Below are 22,502 nucleotides of genomic sequence, written 5' to 3' on the forward strand. Positions count from 1 at the left end.
TTCGTCTCCTCTGGAAGCCTAGAAAAGGAAGTAGCGCTGCGCCATGGGCAGGACGTCCGACGGTTCGCACGTGACGTCCTCGCCGTCGACCGTCACCTTGTACGTTTCCGGGTCCACCTCGATCTCCGGGGTGGCGCCGTTGTACTTCAGGTCCGCCTTGGTCAGGCTGCGGATGCCGGACACCGGCCGGATGACCTTCTCCAGTCCGAGTTCTTCCGGGACCCCGGCCTCTATGGCTGCCTGGGACAGGAAGGTGATGGAGGACTGCTGGAGTGCCTTGCCGTTGGCGGCAAACATCGGCCGCATGGTGCGCGGCTGCGGGGTGGGGATGGAGGCGTTGGCGTCCCCCATGAGGGCGTAGGCGATCTGGCCGCCCTTGAGAACCAGCTCCGGTTTGACTCCGAAGAACGCAGGATCCCACAGCACGAGGTCCGCGAACTTGCCGACCTCCACGGAGCCGATGGAATCGGCCATGCCCTGCGCGATGGCCGGGTTGATGGTGTATTTCGCCACGTACCGCTTCAACCGGAAGTTGTCGCTCTCCGCGCCCAGACCGGACGCCGCACCGTGCACGCCACCGTCAGGATCCTTCAACACGCCGCGCTGCTTCTTCATCTTGTCCGCCACTTGCCAGGTGCGGATGATGACCTCACCCACCCGGCCCATGGCCTGGGAGTCCGAGGACGTGATCGCGAAGATACCCAGGTCCTGCAGGACGTCCTCGGCGGCGATGGTTTCGGCGCGGATGCGGGAGTCCGCGAACGCCACGTCCTCCGGGATGTCCGGGTTCAGGTGGTGGCACACCATGAGCATGTCCAGGTGCTCTTCGATCGTGTTGCGCGTGTACGGCAGCGTGGGGTTCGTGGAGGCCGGCAGCACGTTGGGCAGCCCGGCGATCTTGATGATGTCCGGGGCGTGGCCACCGCCGGCGCCCTCGGTGTGGAAGGTGTGGATCACGCGGCCGTCGATGGCCCGGATGGTGTCCTCCACGAAGCCGCACTCGTTCAGGGTGTCGGTGTGGATGGCCACCTGGACGTCGTACTGGTCCGCGACCTGCAGCGAGGTGTCGATCGAGGAGGTGGTGGAGCCCCAGTCCTCATGGACTTTCAGCCCGATCGCGCCGGCGCGGATTTGTTCGGCCAGGGGTTCGACGGCGGACGCGTGCCCCTTGCCGAACAGGCCGATGTTGATCGGCAGCCCTTCGGCGGCCTGCAGCATCCGCTGGATGTGCCATTTCCCGGGCGTGACCGTGGTGGCCTTGGTGCCTTCGGCGGGGCCGGTGCCGCCGCCCACCATCGTGGTCACCCCGCTGCACAGGGCGGCGGGGACCTGGTCCGGGGAGATGAAGTGGATGTGGGAGTCCACGCCGCCGGCGGTCAGGATCTTCCGTTCGCCGGCAATGATCTCGGTGCTGGCACCGATCACGATGTCCACGCCGTCAGTGATCTGCGGGTTGCCTGCCTTGCCGATCCGGAAGATGTGGCCGTCCCGGAGCGCGACGTCGGCCTTGTAGATGCCGGTGTAGTCCAGCACCACGACGTTCGTGATCACGGTGTCCGGAACTCCGCCGCTGGAACCAACACTGCCGAAACCAGTACTGTCGTCCCCGTCCCGGGTCAGTTGGCCGTTCTGGCCCATGCCGTCGCGGATCACCTTGCCGCCGCCGAACACCACTTCCTCGCCGTAGACGGTGAGGTCATTCTCGATCTCAAGGAACAGATCGGTGTCGGCCAGGCGGATGGAGTCGCCAGTCGTCGGGCCGTAGAGGTCCGCGTACTGCCTGCGGGACAATTCGAAACTCACTGTGCGTCACCTGTCCCCTCGGAAACGTGGAGTCCTGTCTCGCGGAGTCTGCCATTGACGGCGTTGCTGAGGCCGTACACCTCACGGCGGCCCGCGAGTTCGATCAGCCGGACGGTCCTGCTGTCCCCCGGTTCGAACCGTGCGGCGGTGCCGGCCGGAATGTCCAGGCGGCGGCCGTAGGCGGCCTGCCGGTCGAACTGCAGCGCGGCGTTCGCTTCGGCAAAGTGGTAGTGCGAGCCCACCTGGACGGGCCGGTCACCGGTGTTGGTCACGGCGACGTCAACCGCCTCGCGGCCGGCATTGATCGTCAGCGGCGCGGTGCCGAGAACGTATTCTCCGGGAATCATCAGGGCTCTCCTAGCGGATGGGATCGTGGACGGTGACGAGCTTGGTGCCGTCCGGGAAGGTGGCCTCGATCTGGACGTCGTGGATCATTTCCGGCACGCCCTCCATGACGTCGTCGCGACCCAGGAGGGTGGTTCCGTAACTCATGAGCTCTGCCACGGTCCGGCCGTCCCGGGCGCCCTCGATCAGTTCATAGCTAATGACGGCGACGGCCTCGGGGAAGTTCAGCTTCAGGCCGCGTGCCTGGCGGCGCCGGGCGAGGTCCGCCGCGACCACGATCATGAGTTTTTCCTGCTCACGGGGCAATAAGTGCATGACGGAATCCCTTCAAGAACCGGCCGGCTGGCGGACCGCGGATGCTGCGGTGTGACCAGCGTAGGCCGGGAAGATTTCCCGCGTGTTTCCGGCGTCACATGCGCCGGCGTCCGGCACGGATTCCGCATCCCTACCCGGGGGTCCGCCAGCGGGCCTGGAATTCGGGGTGGTCGGCGTACGGCAGGGCCAGGGTGTTCAAGGACAGGGTGGTCCATTCGATCACGTCCGGCACCCATCCGGCGTCGGCCAGTTCCTGGCTGACCAGCGCCGCCAGGACGGACTGCCGGGCGGATTCAATGATGTCGATCAGCCGGCGTTTGGCCTCGCACTCGCGAAGCAGGCGGCGTTCGTACCACTCGCCGGAAACGGCCAGGGTGGGGTCGCCGAGCAGCTTCAGGGCGGCAGCTTCGTCTTCTCTTATCCGTGCGGTCAGGAATTCGACGATGTCCACGGACCGAGCCTATGCGTGCCGGCCCTCACTCGGCTACGCCCTAGCGTTTGCCCTTTTTCCGGGATCCCTTGCCGCGGCCCTTGTCCGGGTTCGGCGCGTACCGCTGGGCCACCTTGGGTTTCTTGACCGCGGGGCCGCGCCGGTCCGGCTTGGGCTCCCGCTTGGGCTTTTCCTGCTGCGCCGAGGGCTGGCGGGAGCTCGCCGCGGTTCGCCCGCGGACAATCCCGATGAATTCCTCGATCACCTCATCCGTGGAGTCGCTGGGCCACGCCAGGGCGATCTCCGTGACGGGCGCACCGGTGAGTTTCCGGGCCACGGTGTCTTTAACATTGAAGTGCCGGGCCACGGACATCGGCAGGATCACCAGCCCGGCACCGGTCGCCACCACCTGCAGGGCCATCGCGGCGCCGCCAAGTTCCTGCACGTCAAGGAAGGTCTCCTTGGAGAGGTCCGCCAGGTCCACTTCCTCGAACACCGAGATCTCGTGTCCCTTGGGTGCCACCACCACCGGCTGTTCCTCGTACAGCGGGATCACACTGAGGCCGTCGCGTTCCACCGGCAACCGGACGAAGCTCAGGTCCGCGGAACCGTCGCGGAGCACGGCGAGCTGGGCGCCGTCGTCGGACATAAAGGAGTGCAACGGAACATCGGGCATCCGTTCCTCCCAGCGCCGGATCCATTTTCCGGGCGTGACGCCGGCGACGTACGCGAAGCGCAGCTCCCGCGCTGCTGCTTCGGCCGGGACGGCGGTTTCGTCGGGGGTCTGGGGTGTTTCATCGGCTGCGGACACATGTTCACAGTACCGCCCGGGCTCGTGCAGGCCTCAGTGCCGGTGCCCGGTCAGCCTCTGGCCGGATACCCTTGAAGCATGACCTCTGCAAACTCCCAGTCCATGAAGCCGGCCACCGTTGCCAAGAAGCTTGGCATCTACCTGCCCGCAACACCCCAGGAGTTCCAGGATTCGGTCATCACCCGCGCCGATTTCGCCGAGCTCCAGGCCAACCCGCCGGAGTGGCTCGCGGAACTGCGCCGCAACGGCCCGCACCCCCGCCCGGTGGTCGCGCAAAAGCTCAACGTCTCCATCAGCGGCCTGGCCCGCGGCGGCGTTGAGGAAGCGCTGACGACGGCGGAAATCACCGCGCTGCTGCAGGCTCCCCCCGCGTGGCTGGTCGCCGAACGCTCCACCCACGCCGCCGTCCGCGCCGAGGCCCAGCGGGTCAAGGACGAGGCCGCCAAGAAGGACGCCAAAAAGGCCCGCGCCAAGGCCGAATAGCGGCGGAGGGCTCATCCCGGTTTCTATCTTCATCGCGCGGACGCAGGACTATGCTCGCGGGGTGAGTCGGGACCGCCGGTCCGATCCCCATGTTCGCTTCCCATCCACCAGCCACCAGCCACCAGCCACCAGCGGAGCATCGGGAAGCAAACAGGCCATGGCAATCGCCGCGTCCGACGGCATCCTGTTTGTCTCGCCCGAATACAACCGGTCCATTCCCGGGGCGCTCAAGAACGCCATCGACTGGGGATCCCGGCCCTCGGGCACCAACTCCTTCTCCCGCAAGCCGACCGGGATCATCGGCGCCTCCCCCGGCGGCATCGGCACGGCCGTGATGCAGGCCTCGCTCCGGAGGTCTACGGCGAGGACGGCGAGGTCAAAGACGAGGCCACGGCCAAGCTGCTGCGCCACTACATGGAGGAGTATGCCTCCTTCGTGGAGCGGGTCCTGGCCGCCACCGCGCCCGGCCATATCGGCGACGAGCACCCGGACAAGGACAAAGTGAGCCGCTGATATGACTTGAGTGGGGCTGATCCTGGGCCCTCCCGCCGAACCTAATGCGGCCGGTCCTGGGGTGGCTAGTCCTGGTGCAGCTGCACGTAGTTGCCGCAGCCGTCATCCAACACTGCGGTGGTCCCGCCGGGGCCCTCGGACGGCTCCGCCTGGAACATCACGCCCTTGGCCGCCAGCCGGGCATATTCGGCGCGCACGTCGGGCACGCCAAAGACGATCGCCGGAATTCCGGCGTCGTGCAGGCCGTTCATGTAGGCGGCCCCGATCGGGTTGTCACTGGGCTCCAGCAGCAGTCCGGCGCCGCCGGCCCCGTCCGGATCCTTAACGATGAAGAGGTTGTGCTCCGGCATGGCCATCAGCGTTTCAAAGCCCAGGATGCCGGTGTAGAACTCATGGGCCGAGGCCGGGTCCTTGACGTGGATACTGCACATTTTCAGTCGCATGGCCCCTAGGGTACGCCGGGAGTACCCCTGAAGGAACCGTGGCGCGGCCTCCGTGACTGCCTCAGCGGCGGCCGTCCCCGGCTCGCCGGCGGGGGTCCTGCCGGCTGTCCGGCAGGGTCGAACGGCCATTGACGGCCCCGCCGCGAGGGATTCCAATGGAACTAGCGGAATAGCGCCCGTCCGGGACGGTTCCGCCGGAGGTGTGCAATGACGTCGCTCTCACAATCCGGTGCCCTCGCGGCCGGGCAGTTCCTGGCCCTTGCGCTCGTGGTTGCCGGGGCGGCATCCGTCTCGATGTACCTGGCCCGCAAGCACCTGGCAGCCGGCGAGGGACGCTCAGAGGGCGCAGACGGCGCATTTTGGGACGTTTTCGCCGGACTCGCCGTTGTGGTTCCCGCCGTCCTGATCGCCTGCTTCACGTGGCCCTGGGCAGGCCTGGCGCTCGGCATGCTGGCCGCCGTGACGGCCCTGGCGGCTTTTGCGGCCGCTCCCCGGCTGCTCCGCCGGCAGGAATCGCGCCGGGCAGGCCGGAAGACTCGGCTCATGAATGAGGCCGCTGCTGAGCGGCACAAGAACGCCCTCGCCCGGTGGCAACGCTACGAGCTCGATCCCGGGTACTCGATTGACTACCCGGCGATGAGCGATCCCCGGCAGCCGGAAACGGCCGCCCTGATCCGGGCCATCAAGGCCGCCGGCCGTCCCGGCGGCCGCACGGACCGCGGCTCGGCTGACACGGCGTACGCTCCGGCAGTGGACCAGCTGGAACGTGCCCTGGCTGCCGCTGAACGCGCGGCCGGCGTCAACCCCGCGGGGCTCCACGGACCGGACCGCGCCCACAGCTGACCTCCGGAATTGCTGATTCCGCAGTTCCCGCCCAACCTCGGAAGGAACCACCATGACTGACATCACGATCATCGGCAGCGGAAATATGGCACGGGCGATCGGAACCCGGGCCGTCGCCGCCGGCCGCTCCGTCCAGGTTCTGGACCGGACGCCGGAGAATGCCGCCAAGCTCGCTGCTGAACTTGGCGGCACCACCACCTCCGGCGGCCTGAGCGAGGTTCCCGAGGGCGACATCGTCGTCCTGGCGCTCTACTTCGGCCCCGCGAAGGAAGTTGCCACGCATTTCGGCGACACGCTCAGCGGCAAGACGGTCGTGGAGATCAGCAATCCGATCGACACCGAAACTTTTGATTCCCTGGTGGTCGGCCCGGGGACGTCAGCGGCCGAAGAAATTGCCGCGCTGCTACCAGGCGCACGGGTGGTGAAAGCGTTCAACACCACCTTCGCCGGCACGCTCGGCGCCGGGACCACCGGCGGCATGCCGCTGGATGTCTTCATCGCCTCGGACTCGGAACAGGCCCGCAACGAGGTCGCAGCCTTCGCCGAGGCCGCAGGGCTGCGTCCGCTCCAGGTCGGCGGACTGCGCCACGCCCGCGAGCTCGAAGGCTTCCAGCTGCTGATCATGGCGCTGCAGGCCAACCCCGCGTATCCCGACTTCAACTGGGGCACCGGCCTGAAAATCATCGACTAGGAATCGGCCGGCAGCAGCCCGGATTCCCCGCCGGCCCGGTCCGGCACGCTACAGCTCTACGGTTGCGCTCTCGCCGACGCTCATGCGGCCGTTGGTGACCTTGGACTTGATCCACTGCAGCGCGGTGGCCGCTGTGCCGCCCGGGCTGGTCCAGTACTCGGCGGAGTCCGAGTCGACGTGCAGCAGAACCACCTCCGGGGTGTCCGGTCCGTCCGGGAACCAGGCCTCCACCACCTGGTTCCACATGTCATGGATCAGCTGCAGGTCGGTCACGACTTCGGCGGTCCCGGCAACGGAGACCCATTCGGTGCGCTTGCCGAAGGAAACGTTCACGGCCGGGTTCGCCCGGATGTGGGCCACCTGCGAGGTGGTCGCCGACGTGAAGAACCACATGTCGCCGTCGTCCTTGACCTCCTGGACGGCCAGCGGCCGGCTGACGAGCGCGCCTTCTTCGCTGATGGTGGTGAACATTCCGATGTGCGAATCGTTGATGATGTCCGTGACTTTACTGATGCTGGCGGCATCCGACATGCTCTCACCTCGTTCTCGTTCCACGGAGGAAGGTCCCCCTCCGGACAGCTTATTGGTAAGTGTGCTTACTTTCCAAGGGCTGCCGGATGGGGACCTCTCTGACCGGAACAGGCCGCGGACTCAATTTCCCCGGGACAGGACCTCGCCCTTGAAGAACTCGGGCCGCACCTTGGCCATGACCAGCATGAGCACCACGCCCAGCAGGATGACGCCCATGCCAAGGATGAAGACCAGTCCCAGACCGCCGATCGAGGAGCCTGAACCGTATGCCGGATCCATGGAGTCGTAGGCGGTCTTAAAGAACATGACCAGCAGGATGACGCCGCCCAGGAGGGGCGCGAGGAACTTGAAGAAGAACGCATGCGCTCCGCTGAACGCCTCGGCGCGGAAGAACCAGACACAGGCCAGCGCGGTGATGCCGTAGTAGAAGCAGATCATCATGCCCAGGGCCGTGATGGTGTCCCACAGCGCGTTCTCCGACGTCGTGCGGGTAATGACGTAAAACGCGGCGGCCGCCACGGCCGAGGCGATCGTGGCATAGCTCGGCGACTTGTGCGTGGGGCTGATCCTGCTGAACTTCTTCGGAAGGGCCTTGTAGTGGCCCATCGACAGCAGGGTCCGCGCGGGCGAGACGAAGGTGGACTGCAGTGACGCGGCCGAGCTGCTGAGGATGGCCAGGGACATCAGGATGGCGAAGGGGCCCATCACGGGTCCCGCGAGGACGGCGAAGATGCTGCCCTGGTTCTCCGGGTTGCCGGCGCCCAGGCCTTCCGTACCGATTCCGGCGTACGACAGCGTGGCCAGGGCAACGGTCATGTAGATGATCACGATGACCAGCACGGTGACGGTAGCGGCGCGGCCCGGGGTCTTTTCCGGGTTCTTGGTCTCCTCATTCATGGTCAGCGTGACGTCCCAGCCCCAGTAAATGAAGATGGACAGCGAAACGCCGGCGGCAAAGGCGGAAAAGGATTCGACCGCGAAGGGGTTGAACCAGTCCGGCGCGATGGCCGTGGCGTCAAAAGCGGTTCCGTTGGCGACGTGGCTGAACGCAGCCACGGCGAACCAGCCGAGCACCAGTAGCTGGAATCCCACGAGCACGTACTGGACCGTCTTGGTGGTTTCCATGCCGCGGTACGAGATCCAGCACGCGAGCGTAATGAACACCAGCGTGGTGGCGATATTCAGCGGCAGGTTCTTGGTGAGATCGGCGAGGTCCGGATTGCCGAAGATCTGCCCCAGCATCAGGTAGAAGAAGTCCACCGCGACGGCGGCCAGATTCGAGAGCACGATGATGGTCGCCGCAACGAGCCCCCAGCCGCCCATCCAGCCAAGCCACGGGCCAAAGGCCCGCGAGGCCCACGTGAAGGAGGTGCCGGCGTCGGGCATGGCGTTGTTCAGCTCGCGGTAGCCGAACGCCACGAGCAGCATCGGGACGAAGCCCACCAGGAAGATCGCCGGCAGGTGCACGCCGACCTCGGCGACGGTGGGGCCCAGGGCCGCCGTCAAGGTATACGCCGGGGCGATGCAGGAAACGCCGATCACAACGGCGCCAATCAGGCCCACCGAGCCTGCTTTCAGGCCCTTCTCGCTGAGTCCGTGCTGGTCTTCGGGGTTCTGTCCGGGGTGCTGTCCGGTTTGCGACGTATTGGACATCGCGTGGTCGGCGCTCATTTTTGTGCCTCTCGGGGGACGTCATTCGACGCTGAATGGTTCATCTGCTTGAGTTCATAGTCACTCGGGACCACAATCATCGGCACCGGCAGGGCGCGCAGAATGCGGTTGGCCGTGCTGCCGAGGAAGATGGACCGGCTCGTGGCAAGCCTGCTCGATCCGATCAACAGGACCTCGCCGTCTTCCCAGTCCAGTCGGTCCACCGCTTCCTCGATGCTGCGGCCCTGCGCGACGACGACTTCCGTCTTCGGTTCCTCCCGGACGTCCTGCTCGCCACCGGGCAGGGCGGCGGCAAGGTGCTTCGTCGCGTACTCCCGGGCCGCTTCGGCGGCGCTGGCGGCACCGGCAGCATCGCCGCCGTCGAGCGCCAGAAGAGACACCACGCGCAGCGGGACGTCCCGGTTCGTGGCCATGCCGAGGGCGAAATCGAGCAGCTTCTCGGCGCCCGCCCGGGTGCCGAGCCCGCAGCTGATCCGGGTCAGGGCCTCCTGCCGGTGGTAGCCATGCGGTGCCAGGGCCACCGGAACGGTGGATGCGTGGAGGAGGGCGCTGGCCACCGACCCGATCGAGAACCGCTTGAAGATCCCGCTGCTGGTGGCACCGATGATGAGCAGGTCCGCCCCGAACTCCTCGGCGGCCGCGATGAGCGCGTGGGCGTCGGAATCGCCGCTGCGGACGTGGGCCCGGGCCGGGACACCGGCCGGAACCAGTGCCAGCGCCTGGTCCAGCCACTCCTGCGCCTGCTCATTGAGCAGGTGCTCGAATCCGACCCTGGGTGCGTGGGCGGCCCCGAACTGCTGAACTTCGGGAACAACCAGCACAAGTTCCAGGCTCGCTCCGCGCCCGAGAGCCAGGGAAACGGCCAGATTGACCGCATCGTGGCCTCTGGCATTGGCTGAGTACCCCACTACGTAACGCATCCGGCCGCTCTCCTTACTGAACTGAACAGGACTGTTGGGCGATTTTTAAGAGGTGACGGACGCGCGGTCCGCGGCGGCGACGATCCGTGCCGCCGTGATCTGCCCCATCCGCACGGCGCCGTCGACATGCTGGTAGCCCTCGGCCGCGAGGTCGGAGGAGGACCAGTAGATCGGACCGACCGGCTTGAGCTGGTCCTTGCCGTAACGGTGCAGGCCGCCGAGGTCGTAGCTCGCGGCGTAGGCACCGCGGGTCCATTCCTCCGAGCCCCAGTCGGACTCGTAGTAGACCTCGGGATCCAGGGCCTTCTCGCCGAGGAAGGACGCGATCGATTCGAGGATGGCACGGCGGCGGTCCTCTGCGCTGAGCTCGAACATGGCGTCGGCTTTCTCGTCCGAGACGAAGCCCACCAGCGTGCCGCGGGGGTCCTCGTGGTTCGTGTTGTCGTAGACCTCCTGCACCAGGGCGCCGGCGCCGAACGCGGTGCCGGAGAGGCCGTCTTCACGCCAGAACGGCGTGCTGTAGACGGCGTGAACCTTGATGACCAGGCCCAGCGACTGGTGCTGGTGCATCTGGTGCTGGCGGCGGGGCAGCGGCGGGTTGAAGGACACCCGGGAGTAGAGGTTCGGCGGCACGGCCATGATGACGAAGCGGGCGTTCACGATGGCCCGTTCGGAAACGGCCGTGACACGGTGTGCGCCGCTCGCGTCTTCGGCCCAGTTGATGGTGCGGACCGGGCTGTCCAGGACGACGTCGTCCCCCAGTTCCGCCGCCTGCAGCAGCGAAACCTGCTGCATCCCGCCGACAACCCGCTTGTCCAGGATGAAGTCCTCATCCGTGAGATTGGTGAAGGACCCGGCGGAGGCTGCCATCAGGACGGCCTGCAGGGCGGAGAAGGCGTGGGCGGGCTTGGTCAGCATGCCGCCGGCGATGAACAGGCCGATGTTGTTGCAGGCTTCCTCATCTGAGGAATTCTCCCGCAGCCAGTGGTGGAAGGAAATGGTGTCCAGCTCGCGGGCCTTGGGGTGTGCCCACGGCTCCTCGGGACCGATTTCCGCGGCCAGGGAGTCCAGCAGGGCCGTGAGCTTGTCCATTTCGGCGGCCGTGGTTTCGCTGACCGGGAAGGTCTCACCGGTGTAGAGGGTGCGCTTGCCGTCCGCGCCGATGTAGACGGACTTGCCGTCGCGGTAGCGGGAGTACGTCTGCAGTCCAAGATCTTCGATCAGCGCCAGAAGCGCCGTCTGATCCGGCGAAACCCACTGGCCGCCGATTTCGAGCATGGCGCCGTCGATGGTGTCGGTCCAGGTCCGGCCGCCGACGCGGTCCCGCGCCTCGAGCACTGCGACGCTCAGTCCGGCCTTCTTCAGTTGGCGTGCGGCGGTCAGCCCGGACGGGCCTGCTCCGACGATGACGACGTCGCGGTCAAGTTCCAGCATGATGATTCCTCCCCGTGGCCGCTTAGGTGATGCGGACCACTAAATGAATGACGTTCATTTATGATGATAGGACTTTCTGCCGGATTGGGGAAGACCCCCCGGCTAAAGAAAATTTCGCCCGTAAAGTGGGAGCAGAATGGGAACATCCGAAACCGCCAGCCAAGCTGAGCAGAAAGGCCCGGAATGACGGCAGCAACCAGCGCCCCCGCGGATCCGCACAGCTCCGCTACCAATCCGCGCCGCCGCGTGGGCCGGCCGGCCGCGGCCGTGCTGGACCAGGCGGGCATCACGTTGGCAGCCCTGCAGCTGATCGGCAAGAGCGGCTACGACGGCTTCACCATGGCGGCTCTGGCGAGAACCCTCAACGTTGCGCCGTCTGCGCTGTACAACCATGTCTCCTCCAAGCGGGACGTCCTGGTCCTGGTCCAGGACCACCTGACCTCGTTCGTGGACGTCGCCGCGTTCGAGTCCGGGCCCTGGGAGCAGGCCGTGCGGGACTGGGCCTGGAGCTACCGCGACGTGTTCTCCAAGCACACGCCCCTGATCCCTGTCATCGCCGTACTGCCCGTCGCCGATGCGCCCAGGACGCTTGCCATGTATGAGGCCGTCAGCGCCGGCTTCAGCCGCGCGGGCTTCCCGCAAGAGCGCATCATTCCGGCCATCGTGGCGCTCGAGTCCTTCATCTTTGGCTCGGCCTACGACGCCACGGCGCCGGCGGACATCTTCGATTCCGGCAGCATGGCGTCCTCGACGCCGAATTTCACCTCCGCCGTCCAGCGCCTGGCCGAGGACAGCCATGAAAAACCGGCCGACGTCGCTTTCAGCCTGGGACTCGAGGCACTCCTGGCCGGACTCGGGGCGCTGCGGACCGCGTAGCGGGTTAGAGTTTCCCCACCTTCAACGCCAGGGGACCGCCAAACGCCGGCGGTTCGGCGCAACACGCGGCCCCAAGCCTCTGAAGGTGGGGAAGCCCCGACGCCATTGGCCCGTCCAGCTTCGTGGATCGGTGATTCCGGCCGCGTGGGTTAAACGAAAGAACCCCGGTCCGAAGACCGGGGTTCTTACGATTGCGTGCGCGAGGGGGGATTTGAACCCCCACGCCCTTTCGGACACTGGCACCTGAAGCCAGCGCGTCTGCCGTTCCGCCACTCGCGCGCAACTTCTTCCACTCGGATAGGGCCGGTTTCCCGGACCGCCAACCTCGTAAAAGCAGCGAGATCAAGCATAACGGACAATTGCGGGAAAACACCAATCGGGCCGGATGGGTGGCCGTTCCGGGTGTATTCCGAGGTCCGGGCGCCCTGCTGCCTGGCCCGCGGCGGGTACCGCCGGGACGGCCGCACCGGGGATGTCCCCGCACTTCAGGGCGTGGCCGGGGCTGTTTTCGGCGTCGCACCGGGGGCGTCCATTGAGGCCATTCCCAGACACGCCCAGTAGTATCTGATGTAGGAGTGTCCGCGGACAGCGGGCTCGCAAAAGTTGGAAACCGAGTTCCGGAACGAACGCTGCCCGGCAGCCATCAGGAAAGGAGAAGGACCATGGGATTGCTGGACAAAGTCGAGCGCGGCATCGAAAAGGCCGTCCGCGGCGTCTTCTCCACCGGCTCTCGCGCCCAGGTTGAGCCTGTCGAAATCGCAAGCCGGCTCCGTGGCGAAGTGGACAACAAGGCCATCACCATTGCCGCGGGACGCACGCTGGCCCCCAACGTTTTTGATGTTCTCCTCAGCCCCGACGATTTCCAGCGCGCCCAGGAATGGGGCACCCCGCTTGCGGAAGAACTGTGCGACGTCGTCATCAACCACGTCCGCAGCCAGGGCTATACCCTCCAGGGACCGGTCCGGATCAGTTTCCGCCGCGATGAGGAGCAGCGCGCCGGAAATTTCGACATCACCTCGCGGACCGAAAAGGCCACTGCACCTTCCGTCCCGGCCCATCCGGGAGTTCACGGCAATGTGCCGGCCGCTCCAACCCGCCAGCCCGCGCAGCTTCAACCCGTGCTTGACATCGACGGGCAGCGCTATTCTCTCAACGCGCCGTCGATCGTCCTCGGACGGTCCTCGGACGCAGACATCCTCATTGACGACACCGGTGTTTCGCGCCGCCACCTGGAAATCCGGACGGGGCCGGGTTCGGCCCAGGCGATCGATCTCGGCTCCACGAACGGCAGCTATGTCAACGGCCAAAAGATCGTGGGCAGTTCGGAACTTACTGACGGCGCCACAATCACGATGGGACGGACCAAAATCATTTTCCGCCTACTGCCCGCCACAACAGGCGGACGCGCATGAGCGAACTGACCATTACGGCCCTGCGTTTCGGGTTTCTTATCCTCCTGTGGGTGCTGATCTTCGGCATCGTCTCGGCCATGCGCCGGGATCTGATGATCGGCCGCAAGGCAGCGGCCGGAGCCCCCACGGCACGGCAGGTGCGCAAGAACCCATCCCTGGCCGAGCCCCCGCCCGCACCCGTCAAGCAGCAGGCACGCCAGCTCGTGGTGACAGAGGGTCCGCTCAAGGGCACCACGCTCCCGCTGGCGGCGAGCCCCATCCTCTTGGGCCGGGCGCAGGAAGCCACCCTTGTCCTGGAGGATGACTATGCCTCGGGCCGCCACGCCCGCCTGTTCCCGCAGGGCAGCCGCTGGTTCATCGAGGACCTCGGCTCCACGAATGGCACGTATCTGGCAGACCAGCAGCTGACCCGGGCCCTCCCGGTGGAGCTGGGCGTCCCCGTGAGAATCGGCAAGACGGTCATTGAATTGAGGCCGTAGCCATGGCTGCCCCGGATCTTCCCGCAGACAGGGCCGAAGGCAAGGCAACTGCCCCGAAGCGGCCACTCATCATGCGCTACGCCGCGCGTTCGGACGTCGGCCGTGTGCGCGCCAAGAACGACGACTCTGCCTACGCGGGCCGGCACCTCGCCGTCGTCGCCGACGGCATGGGCGGCCACGCCGGCGGCGATGTCGCCTCGGCAGCGACCGTCCTGGACATGATCCACCTGGATCATGATGACTACGACAGCGACGCCGGCACTGTCCTGGCCGACGAAATCCAGACCGCAAACTCCCTGCTGTCCGAACTGGTCCATATCAATCCGAAGCTCGCCGGGATGGGCACCACAGTCACCGCCCTGTTGCTCGCTGAGGGCAAGCTTCATTTCGCCCACATCGGAGACTCCCGGGCCTACCGGCTGCGCAACGGCGAGTGGGAACAGGTCAGCATCGACCACACCTTTGTCCAGCGCCTCATCGACGAAGGCCGCCTGCGGCCCGAAGAAGCCGAAACGCATCCGCACAAGAATGTCCTCATGCGGGTCCTGGGCGACGTCGATGCCAGCCCTGAGCTGGACCTTGATACCCTCGCCGTCCAGCCCGGGGAACGCTGGCTGCTGTGCTCGGACGGTTTGAACTACGTGGCGGGCCATGTCGTGGAGCGCACGGTTCGGGAAACCAAGGACCTCAACGAATGCGCCGACCTGCTCATTGAACTGACCCTGGAAGCCGGCGCCCCGGACAACGTGACCGTTGTGGTGCTGGACATCGGCGAGCAGACGCCCGACGACGTCCGGACCGCCGCCGTCGACGTCGTCCCCGCGCCGGCAGCCCCCGGCGCCGGGCCTTCAGCCGCCGCGTTGCCCGGAGCACTGGCCGGCAGTGCCGTCGGTGCGGCGAAGTCCCCCGGCGAGCCCGTGAAGAAGAACGACGCCGGCGCCGCTGGACCCGCTGGCGGGTCCCCGGCCGCGACGGGCAAGCAGGCCCCCGCCCCCGCGTCCGAAGGCAAGGAAGCGGACAAGACGGCTGGCAACAAAGAACCCGAGACCACTACGGACCCGCATCTGGGCGAACATCTCTCGGCCGAAGTCCTGCGCGAAGAGCTCTCCACCCGTCCGCACGAACTTGTTGGAGCCGCCGCCGCAGCGGCGGAATCAGGGTCCATTCCGTCGATCGCCGGACGCACCGTGGCCCGGCGCGCGGCCACGGTCCTCACGCACAAGTCGGAACAGACCCGCGAGGACACCGAAGAATTCAAGGCTGCCGGGCGGCCGCGCCGCTGGCTCACGGTGTCCATTGCCGCCGCCATCGTCGCGCTGCTGGCAATCGGGCTCTGGCTTGGCTACGCCTGGACCCAGACGCGTTACTACATCGGCGAGCACGATCAGCATGTGGCCATCTTCAACGGGGTCTCCCAGCGCCTGGGACCCATCCAGCTTTCCACTCTCGAAGCGGTGACCGATATTAAGATGTCCGACCTTCCGGAATTCTCGCAGCAGCGGGTCCGCCAGACGGTGCCTGCCCGAGATCTCTACGACGCACAGCGGATCGTCAAGAACCTTGAGCGCACCGGTACCACAGCCCCGGCCGATGAGTGCCTCACGCCGTCCCCCTCCGTGACGGCCGGCGCCAGTGCCACCCCCGGAGCCAAGGCCTCGCCGGGCGCCACCGCGACACCCGGGGCTACAGCTGCGCCGGGAGCGGCCAAGCCTTCGGCGTCCCCCGCTCCGACAACGAACTGTGAGGGGGCCAAATGACACCCATCGACCCCGTGCCCAAGCCGCGACGGAACGTGGAGCTTGTCCTTCTGGTCCTGGCCCTCGCCGTCGGGATCGGCGCCCAGGCCCTCGTAGGCGTGGACCGGCAAAAAGCGTTCGACACTGACTTCTGGTTCCAGTCCGGCCTCCTGGCGGCAGCCGCATTGGCCTTCCACGTGGTGCTGCGGATCCGCGCAAAATATGCCGATCCAGTAATACTTCCGCTCGTGGTCGCTCTCAACGGGCTGGGCCTTGCCATGATCCACCGGCTGGACAGGGTGGGCGAAGACACCGGCAACAACCAGCTCCGCTGGACCCTGGTGGCCATGGCGGTCGCGATCGCCGTCATTTGGTTCCTCAAGGACCACCGGATCCTGCGCCGCTTCACCTATATTTCGCTGGCCGTCAGTGCGGCGCTCCTCGTCATGCCGCTGGTTCCGGGCATCTCGGCCGGAGAAGTCCTGGGCGCGAGCGTCTGGATCAAGATCGGTTCCATGACCTTCCAGCCGGGTGAAATCGCCAAGATCACACTCGCCATATTCTTTGCCGGGTACCTTTCCTCAAACCGGGACCTGATCCTGCTGGCCGGCCGCAAGATCGGCCCGGTGCAGTTCCCGCGGTTCAAAGACATGGGACCGATGATCACGGCCTGGCTCGTAAGCATCGGTGTGCTCGTCTTCCAGCGCGACCTCGGCACCTCGATCCTGTTCTTCGGCCTGTTCCTCGTCATGATCTACGTCGCGACGAGCCGCATCAGCTGGGTCATCATCGGACTCGTCCTGATGGTGGTAGGCGGCTTCGTGGCAGCCAAGGCGTTCTCCCACGTCGCCCTGCGGATCGACGGCTGGCTCAATGCCTTTACCCCTGAGGTCTACGGCCGGGAGTTCGGCGGCAGCCTCCAAATCGTCGAAGGCCTGTTTGGCATGGCCAACGGCGGCCTGGTCGGCACCGGCCTCGGCCAGGGCCGCCCCAACCTCGTCCCGTTCGCCAACAGCGACATGATCATCGCCTCATTCGGTGAGGAACTCGGGCTGATCGGCGTCTTCGCGATCGTCCTGATGTACCTGCTGCTGTTCACCCGGGGCTTCCGCGCCGCGCTGGGCACGCGCGACGCCTTCGGCAAGCTGCTGGCCACCGGACTTTCCTTCGCGATCGCGCTGCAGTGCTTTGTGGTGATTGGCGGCGTCACGCGCCTGATCCCGCTGACCGGACTCACGACGCCGTTCCTCGCCGCCGGCGGATCCTCCCTCCTGGCGAACTGGATCATCGTGGGCCTGCTGCTAATGATCTCGCACACCGCGCGCCGGCCGGTCGATACGACGCCGCTGCCACCCGGCCAGGAACCAGGCGCCGGAAAGAACCTCCCCGCGGAGCCTTCCAGCGCTCCCGCTCCCCAAGCCAGTCCCTTCGCACCCACCGAGGCGGTGAAACAGCTATGAACCAGGCCATCCGCAATTCATGGATCGCCGCCATCGCGATGTTCGTGCTGATCTTCGGCGCGCTCAGCTACGTGCAGGTGGTCGGCGCAGACGAGCTCCAAGCCAACGCCTGGAACAGGCGCGCCATCCTGCAGAACTACTGCAACGACCGCGGCGCCATCATTGTCGGCGGCACCCCGGTGGCAGAATCCGTGCCTGCCACGGAAAGCTGCAAATTCCAGCGGACCTACTCCCAGCCCGAGCTCTACGCGGGAGTCACCGGATACTTCTCCAAGAACTACGGCCTCACTGGCCTTGAGAAGTCGATGAACGACGTGCTGGCCGGCAGCTCGGACCAGCAGTTCCTGGACCGGGTTGGCCAGTTGTTCCTCGGCAACCAGCCCAAGGGCGCGTCCGTGGAGCTGACACTGGACCCCAAGATCCAAAAGCTTGCCTACGACCTCATCCCGGACGGCCAGCGTGGTTCCATCGTGGTCACCAACCCGAAGACCGGCGCGATCCTGGCCATGGTCTCCAAGCCCTCTTATGACCCCAACCTGATTGCCACACAGGATCCGGTGGCCGAGCAGTCCAACTACAACGAGCTCAACCAGATCCCCGGGATCAACCTGAACCAGAACGTCAGCGGCCCCACCGGGGCATTGCTGGCGCCCGGATCGGTGTTCAAGCTCATCGACACCGCTGCGGCGCTGAAGTCGGGCAAGTACAACAAGGACAGTGTCCTGCCTAACCCGGCGGAGATGTCGTTCCCGGGCATCGAATACAAGCTCCCCAACTATGCGGGAGGCAACTGCTACACCCGCAGCACGGCGTCGTTCGCGTTTGCCCTGCAGCAGTCCTGCAACACCCCGTTCGCCAGCATCGCGCTGGACCTGGGCCAGCAGGCCATCGGGGACCAGGCGTCAAAGTTCGGCTTCGGGCAGGACTTCGGCGACCAGTTGAAGCTGGACTCGGCGCCGAGCTTTTTCCCGAGCGATCCGCTGGACGACGCAGGACTGGCGCAGTCCTCGATCGGCCAGCGGGATGTCCGGGCCACCCCGCTCCAGATCAACACGATGACGGCCGCGATCGCCAACGACGGCGTGCAGATGCAGCCGAGCCTGATCAAGGCCGTACGCGCCCCGGACCTGCGGACTATCAGCGAGCCGAAGCCGCAGGCCCTGCGCACCTCCACCACGCCGGAGATCGCGCGGCAGATCAACGAGTGGATGGTCAGCGTCGTTGACGACGGCATCGCCAAGCGGGCGGCCGTGCCCGGCGTCCAGGTGGCCGGCAAGACCGGAACCGCGGAACTCGGCAACGGCTTGAACAACTCATGGTTCACCGGGTTTGCCCCGGCGAATGACCCGCAGGTGGCTGTCACCATCGTCATGGAAGGCGTAGACATCACCACCGGCGCAAACCTAACCAGTCCGAACGCGAAGAAGATTTTTGAGGCGGTGTTGAATAAGTGAGGCCTACTTCAGGAATCACCCTCGGCGGCAGATTCCAGCTGACCACACGCATTGCGATCGGCGGCATGGGAGAAGTCTGGAAAGCCAAAGACCTGATCCTTGGCCGCATTGTCGCCATCAAGGTGCTCAAGGAGGAATACACGGGTGATCCCGGGTTCCTGCAGCGGTTCCGCGCCGAGGCACGCCATACCGCGCTCCTGAACCACGTGGGCATCGCCAACGTCTTCGATTACGGCGAGGAAGAGGGCTCCGCCTACCTCGTCATGGAACTGGTACCGGGCCAGCCGTTGAGCAGCATCATCGAACACGAGCAGGTCCTCTCCCCGGACCGGACCCTCTCGATGATGGCGCAGACGGCGCGTGCCCTCGCTGTCGCCCATGCGCAGGGCCTCGTGCACCGCGACATCAAGCCGGGAAACCTGCTCATCACCCCGGACGGCCGCGTCAAGGTCACCGACTTCGGCATCGCCCGCCTGGCCGACCAGGTTCCGCTGACTCAGACCGGTCAGGTGATGGGCACCGCCCAGTACCTGGCACCGGAACAGGCCACGGGGCAGACGGCCACCGGAGCCTCGGATATCTACTCCCTCGGCGTGATCGGCTACGAGTGCCTCACGGGCCACCGGCCGTTCTCCGGGGAGTCCCAGATCGCCATCGCGCTGGCCCAGGTCAATGATGCGCCGCCGCCGCTGCCGGAGACACTGCCCCGGCCCGTCCGGGCGCTCCTGATGTCCATGCTGGCCAAGGATCCGAAGAACCGCCCTGCTGATGCCATCAAGCTGTCCGAGGCGGCCGAGGCCATCCGCAACGGTGACATCGCGGCGGCCCACGCAGCTGTTCCGGGCATGCTCCTCTTCGACGCGGCAACCGGGCCCATCACGGCCCCGGTCGATCTCCCCACGGCAGCCACCAGCGTCATTGCCTCCAGCGCCGCGGAGGACAGGTCGACGTCGGCAACCTCCGCGCTGCCCGTCGTCGGCGCCGCCGGTGCCGGCGCGGCGGCAGGCCTTGCGGCCGGCGCGGCAGCAGCCAGCGGCTACGGGGCACGCAACGCGCTCAACCGCGCCGACGCCCTGGCCGCCGAGCGCAACTGGGTGCAGGACGAAGCAGAGTACGACGAGGAAGACGAACACGCCGAGGAACCGCAGCGCCGCAAGCGCAGCCCGTGGACCTGGCCGCTGATTGCGCTGATCCTGCTGGTGGTTTTCGCCCTGGCCGGTGTGGTCATCAGCCAGGCCGGTAACCTCTTTCCCTCACAGGCGCCGGTCACAAGTGCCCCCACGTCCAACAGCGTGAAGCCGAGCAGCGCCAGCCCCTCGCCGTCGTCCGCGTCGCCCTCCGAGACCCCCACCCCCACTCCCTCTTCCGCGACGCCCACCGAGTCCACCCCGGCAGCCATCAACCTGATCCCGGACGCCTACCTGGGGCGCCCCTACGCCGACGTCCGCAACGAGCTGGTCGGCAAGGGGCTCCAAGTCACCGGCGCCGAGGTCTTCAACGACGCGACGCCGGGTACCGTCACCAATATTGACCCCTCCGGTCCGGTCCAGCCCGGGACCACCATCACCGTGAGCTACTCCAAGGGGCCGGAAATGGTCGCCGTCCCGTCCATTCCGGCAGGCGCCAGCGAGGCCGAAGTCCAGCAGGCCATCCAGAACGCCGGACTGCGCTGGGCCAAGGGAGCCGACGTCAGCCCCACGAACAAGAAGGAAGACCCGGGAACCTTTGTGAGCTCGGACCCCGCGTCCGGGAGCAAGGTGGCCTCCGGGAGCGTCGTGACCTACCACCTCGCCAAGGCCTCGGCCGCAACGCCTTCACCTACCAAGTCCGCACCCTAAGAAATCATGAACAACACACCCCGCACACCGTCGCACAGGGAGGATCGCCCTGTGAACACGCAGCGCGTCCTCAGCGGACGCTATGAGCTGGGTGAGCTGATCGGCCGCGGCGGCATGGCGGACGTGTTCCGCGGTGTCGATACCCGGCTGGGACGCACTGTCGCCGTCAAACTGCTGCGCCCGGACCTGGCCCGGGATCCCCAGTTCCAGGCCCGGTTCAAGCGCGAGGCCCAGGCCGTCGCCGCGCTCAACCATCCCTCGATCGTGGCTGTCTTCGACACCGGGGACCATGCGGTCCCCGGTGACCGCGAAGACAACGTCCGGGTGCCCTACATCGTGATGGAATTCGTCTCCGGCAAAACCATTCGTGACCTGGTCCGGGCCAAGGAAGTCACCATCGATCAGGCCATCGACTTCACCCTGGGTGTCCTGTCCGCCCTCGATTACAGCCACAAGGCCGGAATCGTGCACCGCGACATCAAACCCGCCAACGTGATGTTCTGCCCGGAATCGAACAGCGTGAAGGTCATGGACTTCGGGATCGCCCGCGCCATTGCGGACTCCTCGGCAACTATGACGCAGACGCAGGCTGTGGTGGGCACGGCCCAGTACCTGTCTCCGGAACAGGCCCGCGGCGAAACGGTCGACGCACGTAGCGATCTCTACTCCGCCGGATGCCTCCTGTATGAAATGCTGACCGGCCGACCGCCGTTCATCGGGGACAGCCCGGTCTCTGTGGCGTACCAGCATGTCCGTGAAATCCCTGAGCCGGCCAGCAGCCTCAACCCTGAGGTCTCCGACGCGCTGGACAGCGTGCTGATGAAGGCGCTGCAGAAGAACCGCGCGGACCGTTTCCAGGACGCGGCTGCCTTCCGGCGGGCCCTGCGGGCCGCGCGCAACGGTGTAGCGGTAACCGCGCCGGCGGCCAGTGAGGCCCCAACCGACCCCACCAACGCCGTTTCCCGTCAAGACCCGCTGGCGCCCACGGCAGCCTTCTCGCTGACCGGGGCCAAGTTCCTGGACGAGTCCCCCGGCGGCCGGCTGCGGCCCGCCGAGGAAGCGCCCCTGGACGATCACATGCTGCAGCCTGCCGGCACCGAACTGTACGGCACCGCGGACACCGGCAGCCTGCCCCTGGCGCTGCCGGTCGAACGCGAACGCACGCCGCGGCAGAAATCCCGCCGCCGCACCTGGATCGCGACCCTGGTGGTCCTCACGATGCTGGTGCTGGCCGGGGGCGGCCTGTGGCTATACAACCTCATGAACCAAAGCCCGCCACAGGCGACCAAGGTCCTGATACCCACCGTGACGTCCTTGACGGAATCAGAGGCTCTGCAGAGGCTCTATAACGCCGGATTCAAGCCGCAGCTCAAACGGCTGCAGCACGACACCATCCCGAAGGGGACTGCAATTGGTACGGTGCCGTCCTCGGGAAGTTCCCTGGAAGCCAACTCGGACATCATCCTGAACATCTCCGAAGGCCCCAGCACCATCGCCATTCCGACGGACCTGCCCGGCCGGACGGAGGCGGCGGCCCGCGACCTCCTGCACCAAGAGGGACTGACCGGTTCCCTCACCACCAAGACATCCAACAACCCCACGGTCCCGGCCGGCATCGTCATCACCACCAACCCGGCCCCTGGCCAGGTGGTGGCCGTGGGGGACGCCGTCGAAATCGTCGTCTCGACCGGGAAGGTTGCCGTGCCGCAGCTGATCGGGCTGCCCCTGGCGGACGCGGAGGCGGCCCTGACGGCCCAGGGCTTGAAGCTCAATGCCACCGAAGTGGAGAATTCCCAGGTGGCTCCGGGCAAGGTGACAGGGCAGGCTGATGCCGCGGATTCGCTCGTGGAACAGGGCAAGACCATCACGGTGACGGTGGCGAAGGCGCCGGCTCCGGCGCCAGCTCCCACACCGACGCCCACGCCGAGTCCCACCAAGACCGCGTCCAAGGAGGACGCCGTCCTGAACGGGTTGTTCCCCTAACCCGGGCTGTTTCCTACCTAGGTTGTCCCTG

Annotated in this window: 21 protein-coding genes, 1 tRNA gene and 1 pseudogene; 12 read left to right on the top strand and 11 right to left on the bottom strand. The window is 66.5% G+C overall.

Translation table 11 applies throughout. The features are described from left to right. Nucleotides 1-18: 18 nt before the first annotated feature. The 5 genes from ureC to ACVWZ7_RS11120 all read right to left on the bottom strand — a co-directional run bounded on the left by ureC (nucleotide 19) and on the right by ACVWZ7_RS11120 (nucleotide 3,704). Nucleotides 19-1,803, bottom strand: coding sequence for an urease subunit alpha (gene ureC / locus ACVWZ7_RS11100; protein ID WP_456507879.1), 1,785 nt, complete (start codon nucleotides 1,801-1,803; stop codon nucleotides 19-21). Then, nucleotides 1,800-2,150, bottom strand: a complete 351-nt coding sequence (locus ACVWZ7_RS11105; protein WP_344365034.1) for an urease subunit beta — start codon at nucleotides 2,148-2,150, stop codon at nucleotides 1,800-1,802. Before ACVWZ7_RS11105 ends, ureC begins: the two co-directional genes overlap by 4 nt. 10 nt (nucleotides 2,151-2,160) lie before the next feature. Next, nucleotides 2,161-2,463, bottom strand: coding sequence for an urease subunit gamma (locus ACVWZ7_RS11110; RefSeq protein ID WP_018775629.1), 303 nt, complete (start codon nucleotides 2,461-2,463; stop codon nucleotides 2,161-2,163). A gap of 130 nt (nucleotides 2,464-2,593) precedes the next feature. Further along, complete coding sequence (locus ACVWZ7_RS11115) at nucleotides 2,594-2,914, bottom strand: DUF6221 family protein (RefSeq protein ID WP_116766360.1); 321 nt, start codon at nucleotides 2,912-2,914, stop codon at nucleotides 2,594-2,596. Between the two features lie 40 nt (nucleotides 2,915-2,954). Further along, nucleotides 2,955-3,704 carry a LysR family substrate-binding domain-containing protein gene (locus ACVWZ7_RS11120; RefSeq protein ID WP_344365030.1) on the bottom strand — a complete coding sequence of 250 codons (750 nt, stop codon included), beginning with the start codon at nucleotides 3,702-3,704 and terminating at the stop codon, nucleotides 2,955-2,957. 78 nt (nucleotides 3,705-3,782) lie between these two features. Here ACVWZ7_RS11120 and ACVWZ7_RS11125 point away from each other — a divergent pair, with 78 nt between their 5' ends. Continuing rightward, nucleotides 3,783-4,187 (top strand): DUF5997 family protein, encoded by a 405-nt coding sequence (locus tag ACVWZ7_RS11125; RefSeq protein WP_043479868.1) that lies wholly within the window; start codon nucleotides 3,783-3,785, stop codon nucleotides 4,185-4,187. A gap of 118 nt (nucleotides 4,188-4,305) precedes the next feature. Further along, nucleotides 4,306-4,700: pseudogene (locus ACVWZ7_RS11130) on the top strand (NADPH-dependent FMN reductase); the annotation flags it as partial. Nucleotides 4,701-4,765: 65 nt separating this feature from the next. Here ACVWZ7_RS11130 and ACVWZ7_RS11135 read toward each other — a convergent pair. Continuing rightward, nucleotides 4,766-5,143: a VOC family protein gene (locus tag ACVWZ7_RS11135; RefSeq protein ID WP_091248617.1), complete on the bottom strand. Its 378-nt coding sequence runs from the start codon at nucleotides 5,141-5,143 to the stop codon at nucleotides 4,766-4,768. Between the two features lie 207 nt (nucleotides 5,144-5,350). Between ACVWZ7_RS11135 and ACVWZ7_RS11140 the strand changes: the two genes are divergently transcribed. Together ACVWZ7_RS11140 and ACVWZ7_RS11145 are read left to right on the top strand one after the other, a co-directional pair. Continuing rightward, nucleotides 5,351-5,986, top strand: a complete 636-nt coding sequence (locus tag ACVWZ7_RS11140; RefSeq protein WP_456507880.1) for a hypothetical protein — start codon at nucleotides 5,351-5,353, stop codon at nucleotides 5,984-5,986. A 52-nt stretch (nucleotides 5,987-6,038) separates the two neighbouring features. Then, a complete protein-coding gene (locus ACVWZ7_RS11145; RefSeq protein ID WP_456507881.1) occupies nucleotides 6,039-6,677 on the top strand; it encodes an NADPH-dependent F420 reductase in 639 nt (212 codons plus the stop codon). A 48-nt stretch (nucleotides 6,678-6,725) separates the two neighbouring features. Here the strand turns inward: ACVWZ7_RS11145 and ACVWZ7_RS11150 are convergent, their stop codons facing one another. The 4 genes from ACVWZ7_RS11150 to ACVWZ7_RS11165 all read right to left on the bottom strand — a co-directional run bounded on the left by ACVWZ7_RS11150 (nucleotide 6,726) and on the right by ACVWZ7_RS11165 (nucleotide 11,233). Beyond that, nucleotides 6,726-7,208, bottom strand: a complete 483-nt coding sequence (locus ACVWZ7_RS11150; protein ID WP_456507882.1) for a pyridoxamine 5'-phosphate oxidase family protein — start codon at nucleotides 7,206-7,208, stop codon at nucleotides 6,726-6,728. A gap of 120 nt (nucleotides 7,209-7,328) precedes the next feature. Then, on the bottom strand, nucleotides 7,329-8,861 hold the full coding sequence (locus ACVWZ7_RS11155) for an APC family permease (protein ID WP_456509099.1): 1,533 nt from the start codon (nucleotides 8,859-8,861) through the stop codon (nucleotides 7,329-7,331). Nucleotides 8,862-8,875: 14 nt separating this feature from the next. Further along, nucleotides 8,876-9,799: a universal stress protein gene (locus ACVWZ7_RS11160; protein ID WP_116766355.1), complete on the bottom strand. Its 924-nt coding sequence runs from the start codon at nucleotides 9,797-9,799 to the stop codon at nucleotides 8,876-8,878. A 45-nt stretch (nucleotides 9,800-9,844) separates the two neighbouring features. After that, nucleotides 9,845-11,233, bottom strand: a complete 1,389-nt coding sequence (locus tag ACVWZ7_RS11165; RefSeq protein ID WP_344365017.1) for a flavin monoamine oxidase family protein — start codon at nucleotides 11,231-11,233, stop codon at nucleotides 9,845-9,847. 183 nt (nucleotides 11,234-11,416) lie between these two features. On the opposite strand from ACVWZ7_RS11165, the gene ACVWZ7_RS11170 reads away from it, so the two are divergent. After that, complete coding sequence (locus ACVWZ7_RS11170) at nucleotides 11,417-12,109, top strand: TetR/AcrR family transcriptional regulator (RefSeq protein WP_116766353.1); 693 nt, start codon at nucleotides 11,417-11,419, stop codon at nucleotides 12,107-12,109. Nucleotides 12,110-12,305: 196 nt separating this feature from the next. Here ACVWZ7_RS11170 and ACVWZ7_RS11175 read toward each other — a convergent pair. Beyond that, a tRNA-Leu gene (locus ACVWZ7_RS11175) sits at nucleotides 12,306-12,388 on the bottom strand. Nucleotides 12,389-12,771: 383 nt separating this feature from the next. On the opposite strand from ACVWZ7_RS11175, the gene ACVWZ7_RS11180 reads away from it, so the two are divergent. The 7 genes from ACVWZ7_RS11180 to pknB are packed head-to-tail and all read left to right on the top strand — an operon-like array spanning nucleotide 12,772 to nucleotide 22,471. After that, nucleotides 12,772-13,521, top strand: a complete 750-nt coding sequence (locus ACVWZ7_RS11180; RefSeq protein WP_116766352.1) for an FhaA domain-containing protein — start codon at nucleotides 12,772-12,774, stop codon at nucleotides 13,519-13,521. Further along, nucleotides 13,518-14,000 (top strand): FHA domain-containing protein FhaB/FipA, encoded by a 483-nt coding sequence (locus ACVWZ7_RS11185; RefSeq protein ID WP_116766351.1) that lies wholly within the window; start codon nucleotides 13,518-13,520, stop codon nucleotides 13,998-14,000. Before ACVWZ7_RS11180 ends, ACVWZ7_RS11185 begins: the two co-directional genes overlap by 4 nt. 2 nt (nucleotides 14,001-14,002) lie before the next feature. Next, nucleotides 14,003-15,757 (top strand): PP2C family protein-serine/threonine phosphatase, encoded by a 1,755-nt coding sequence (locus tag ACVWZ7_RS11190; RefSeq protein ID WP_456507883.1) that lies wholly within the window; start codon nucleotides 14,003-14,005, stop codon nucleotides 15,755-15,757. Then, entirely contained in the window at nucleotides 15,754-17,196 is a 1,443-nt protein-coding gene (locus tag ACVWZ7_RS11195) for an FtsW/RodA/SpoVE family cell cycle protein (protein ID WP_456507884.1), read from the top strand. The genes ACVWZ7_RS11190 and ACVWZ7_RS11195 overlap by 4 nt, the downstream gene beginning before the upstream one ends. Continuing rightward, nucleotides 17,193-18,650, top strand: coding sequence for a peptidoglycan D,D-transpeptidase FtsI family protein (locus ACVWZ7_RS11200; RefSeq protein WP_456507885.1), 1,458 nt, complete (start codon nucleotides 17,193-17,195; stop codon nucleotides 18,648-18,650). The genes ACVWZ7_RS11195 and ACVWZ7_RS11200 overlap by 4 nt, the downstream gene beginning before the upstream one ends. Next, on the top strand, nucleotides 18,647-20,488 hold the full coding sequence (locus ACVWZ7_RS11205; protein WP_456507886.1) for a protein kinase domain-containing protein: 1,842 nt from the start codon (nucleotides 18,647-18,649) through the stop codon (nucleotides 20,486-20,488). Before ACVWZ7_RS11200 ends, ACVWZ7_RS11205 begins: the two co-directional genes overlap by 4 nt. A gap of 6 nt (nucleotides 20,489-20,494) precedes the next feature. Next, entirely contained in the window at nucleotides 20,495-22,471 is a 1,977-nt protein-coding gene (pknB, locus tag ACVWZ7_RS11210) for a Stk1 family PASTA domain-containing Ser/Thr kinase (RefSeq protein ID WP_456507887.1), read from the top strand. The last annotated feature ends 31 nt before the right edge of the window (nucleotides 22,472-22,502 follow it).

Source organism: Arthrobacter sp. TE12232 (assembly GCF_054062615.1).

Coding starts and splice junctions, on each gene's coding strand:
- ACVWZ7_RS11105 (WP_344365034.1), bottom strand. CDS start 2,150: ATGATTCCCGGAGAATACGTTCTCGGCACCGCGCCGCTGACGATCAAT.
- ACVWZ7_RS11110 (WP_018775629.1), bottom strand. CDS start 2,463: ATGCACTTATTGCCCCGTGAGCAGGAAAAACTCATGATCGTGGTCGCG.
- ACVWZ7_RS11125 (WP_043479868.1), top strand. CDS start 3,783: ATGACCTCTGCAAACTCCCAGTCCATGAAGCCGGCCACCGTTGCCAAG.
- ACVWZ7_RS11135 (WP_091248617.1), bottom strand. CDS start 5,143: ATGCGACTGAAAATGTGCAGTATCCACGTCAAGGACCCGGCCTCGGCC.
- ACVWZ7_RS11140 (WP_456507880.1), top strand. CDS start 5,351: ATGACGTCGCTCTCACAATCCGGTGCCCTCGCGGCCGGGCAGTTCCTG.
- ACVWZ7_RS11145 (WP_456507881.1), top strand. CDS start 6,039: ATGACTGACATCACGATCATCGGCAGCGGAAATATGGCACGGGCGATC.
- ACVWZ7_RS11150 (WP_456507882.1), bottom strand. CDS start 7,208: ATGTCGGATGCCGCCAGCATCAGTAAAGTCACGGACATCATCAACGAT.
- ACVWZ7_RS11155 (WP_456509099.1), bottom strand. CDS start 8,861: ATGTCCAATACGTCGCAAACCGGACAGCACCCCGGACAGAACCCCGAA.
- ACVWZ7_RS11160 (WP_116766355.1), bottom strand. CDS start 9,799: ATGCGTTACGTAGTGGGGTACTCAGCCAATGCCAGAGGCCACGATGCG.
- ACVWZ7_RS11165 (WP_344365017.1), bottom strand. CDS start 11,233: ATGCTGGAACTTGACCGCGACGTCGTCATCGTCGGAGCAGGCCCGTCC.
- ACVWZ7_RS11170 (WP_116766353.1), top strand. CDS start 11,417: ATGACGGCAGCAACCAGCGCCCCCGCGGATCCGCACAGCTCCGCTACC.
- ACVWZ7_RS11180 (WP_116766352.1), top strand. CDS start 12,772: ATGGGATTGCTGGACAAAGTCGAGCGCGGCATCGAAAAGGCCGTCCGC.
- ACVWZ7_RS11185 (WP_116766351.1), top strand. CDS start 13,518: ATGAGCGAACTGACCATTACGGCCCTGCGTTTCGGGTTTCTTATCCTC.
- ACVWZ7_RS11190 (WP_456507883.1), top strand. CDS start 14,003: ATGGCTGCCCCGGATCTTCCCGCAGACAGGGCCGAAGGCAAGGCAACT.
- ACVWZ7_RS11195 (WP_456507884.1), top strand. CDS start 15,754: ATGACACCCATCGACCCCGTGCCCAAGCCGCGACGGAACGTGGAGCTT.
- ACVWZ7_RS11200 (WP_456507885.1), top strand. CDS start 17,193: ATGAACCAGGCCATCCGCAATTCATGGATCGCCGCCATCGCGATGTTC.
- pknB (WP_456507887.1), top strand. CDS start 20,495: ATGAACAACACACCCCGCACACCGTCGCACAGGGAGGATCGCCCTGTG.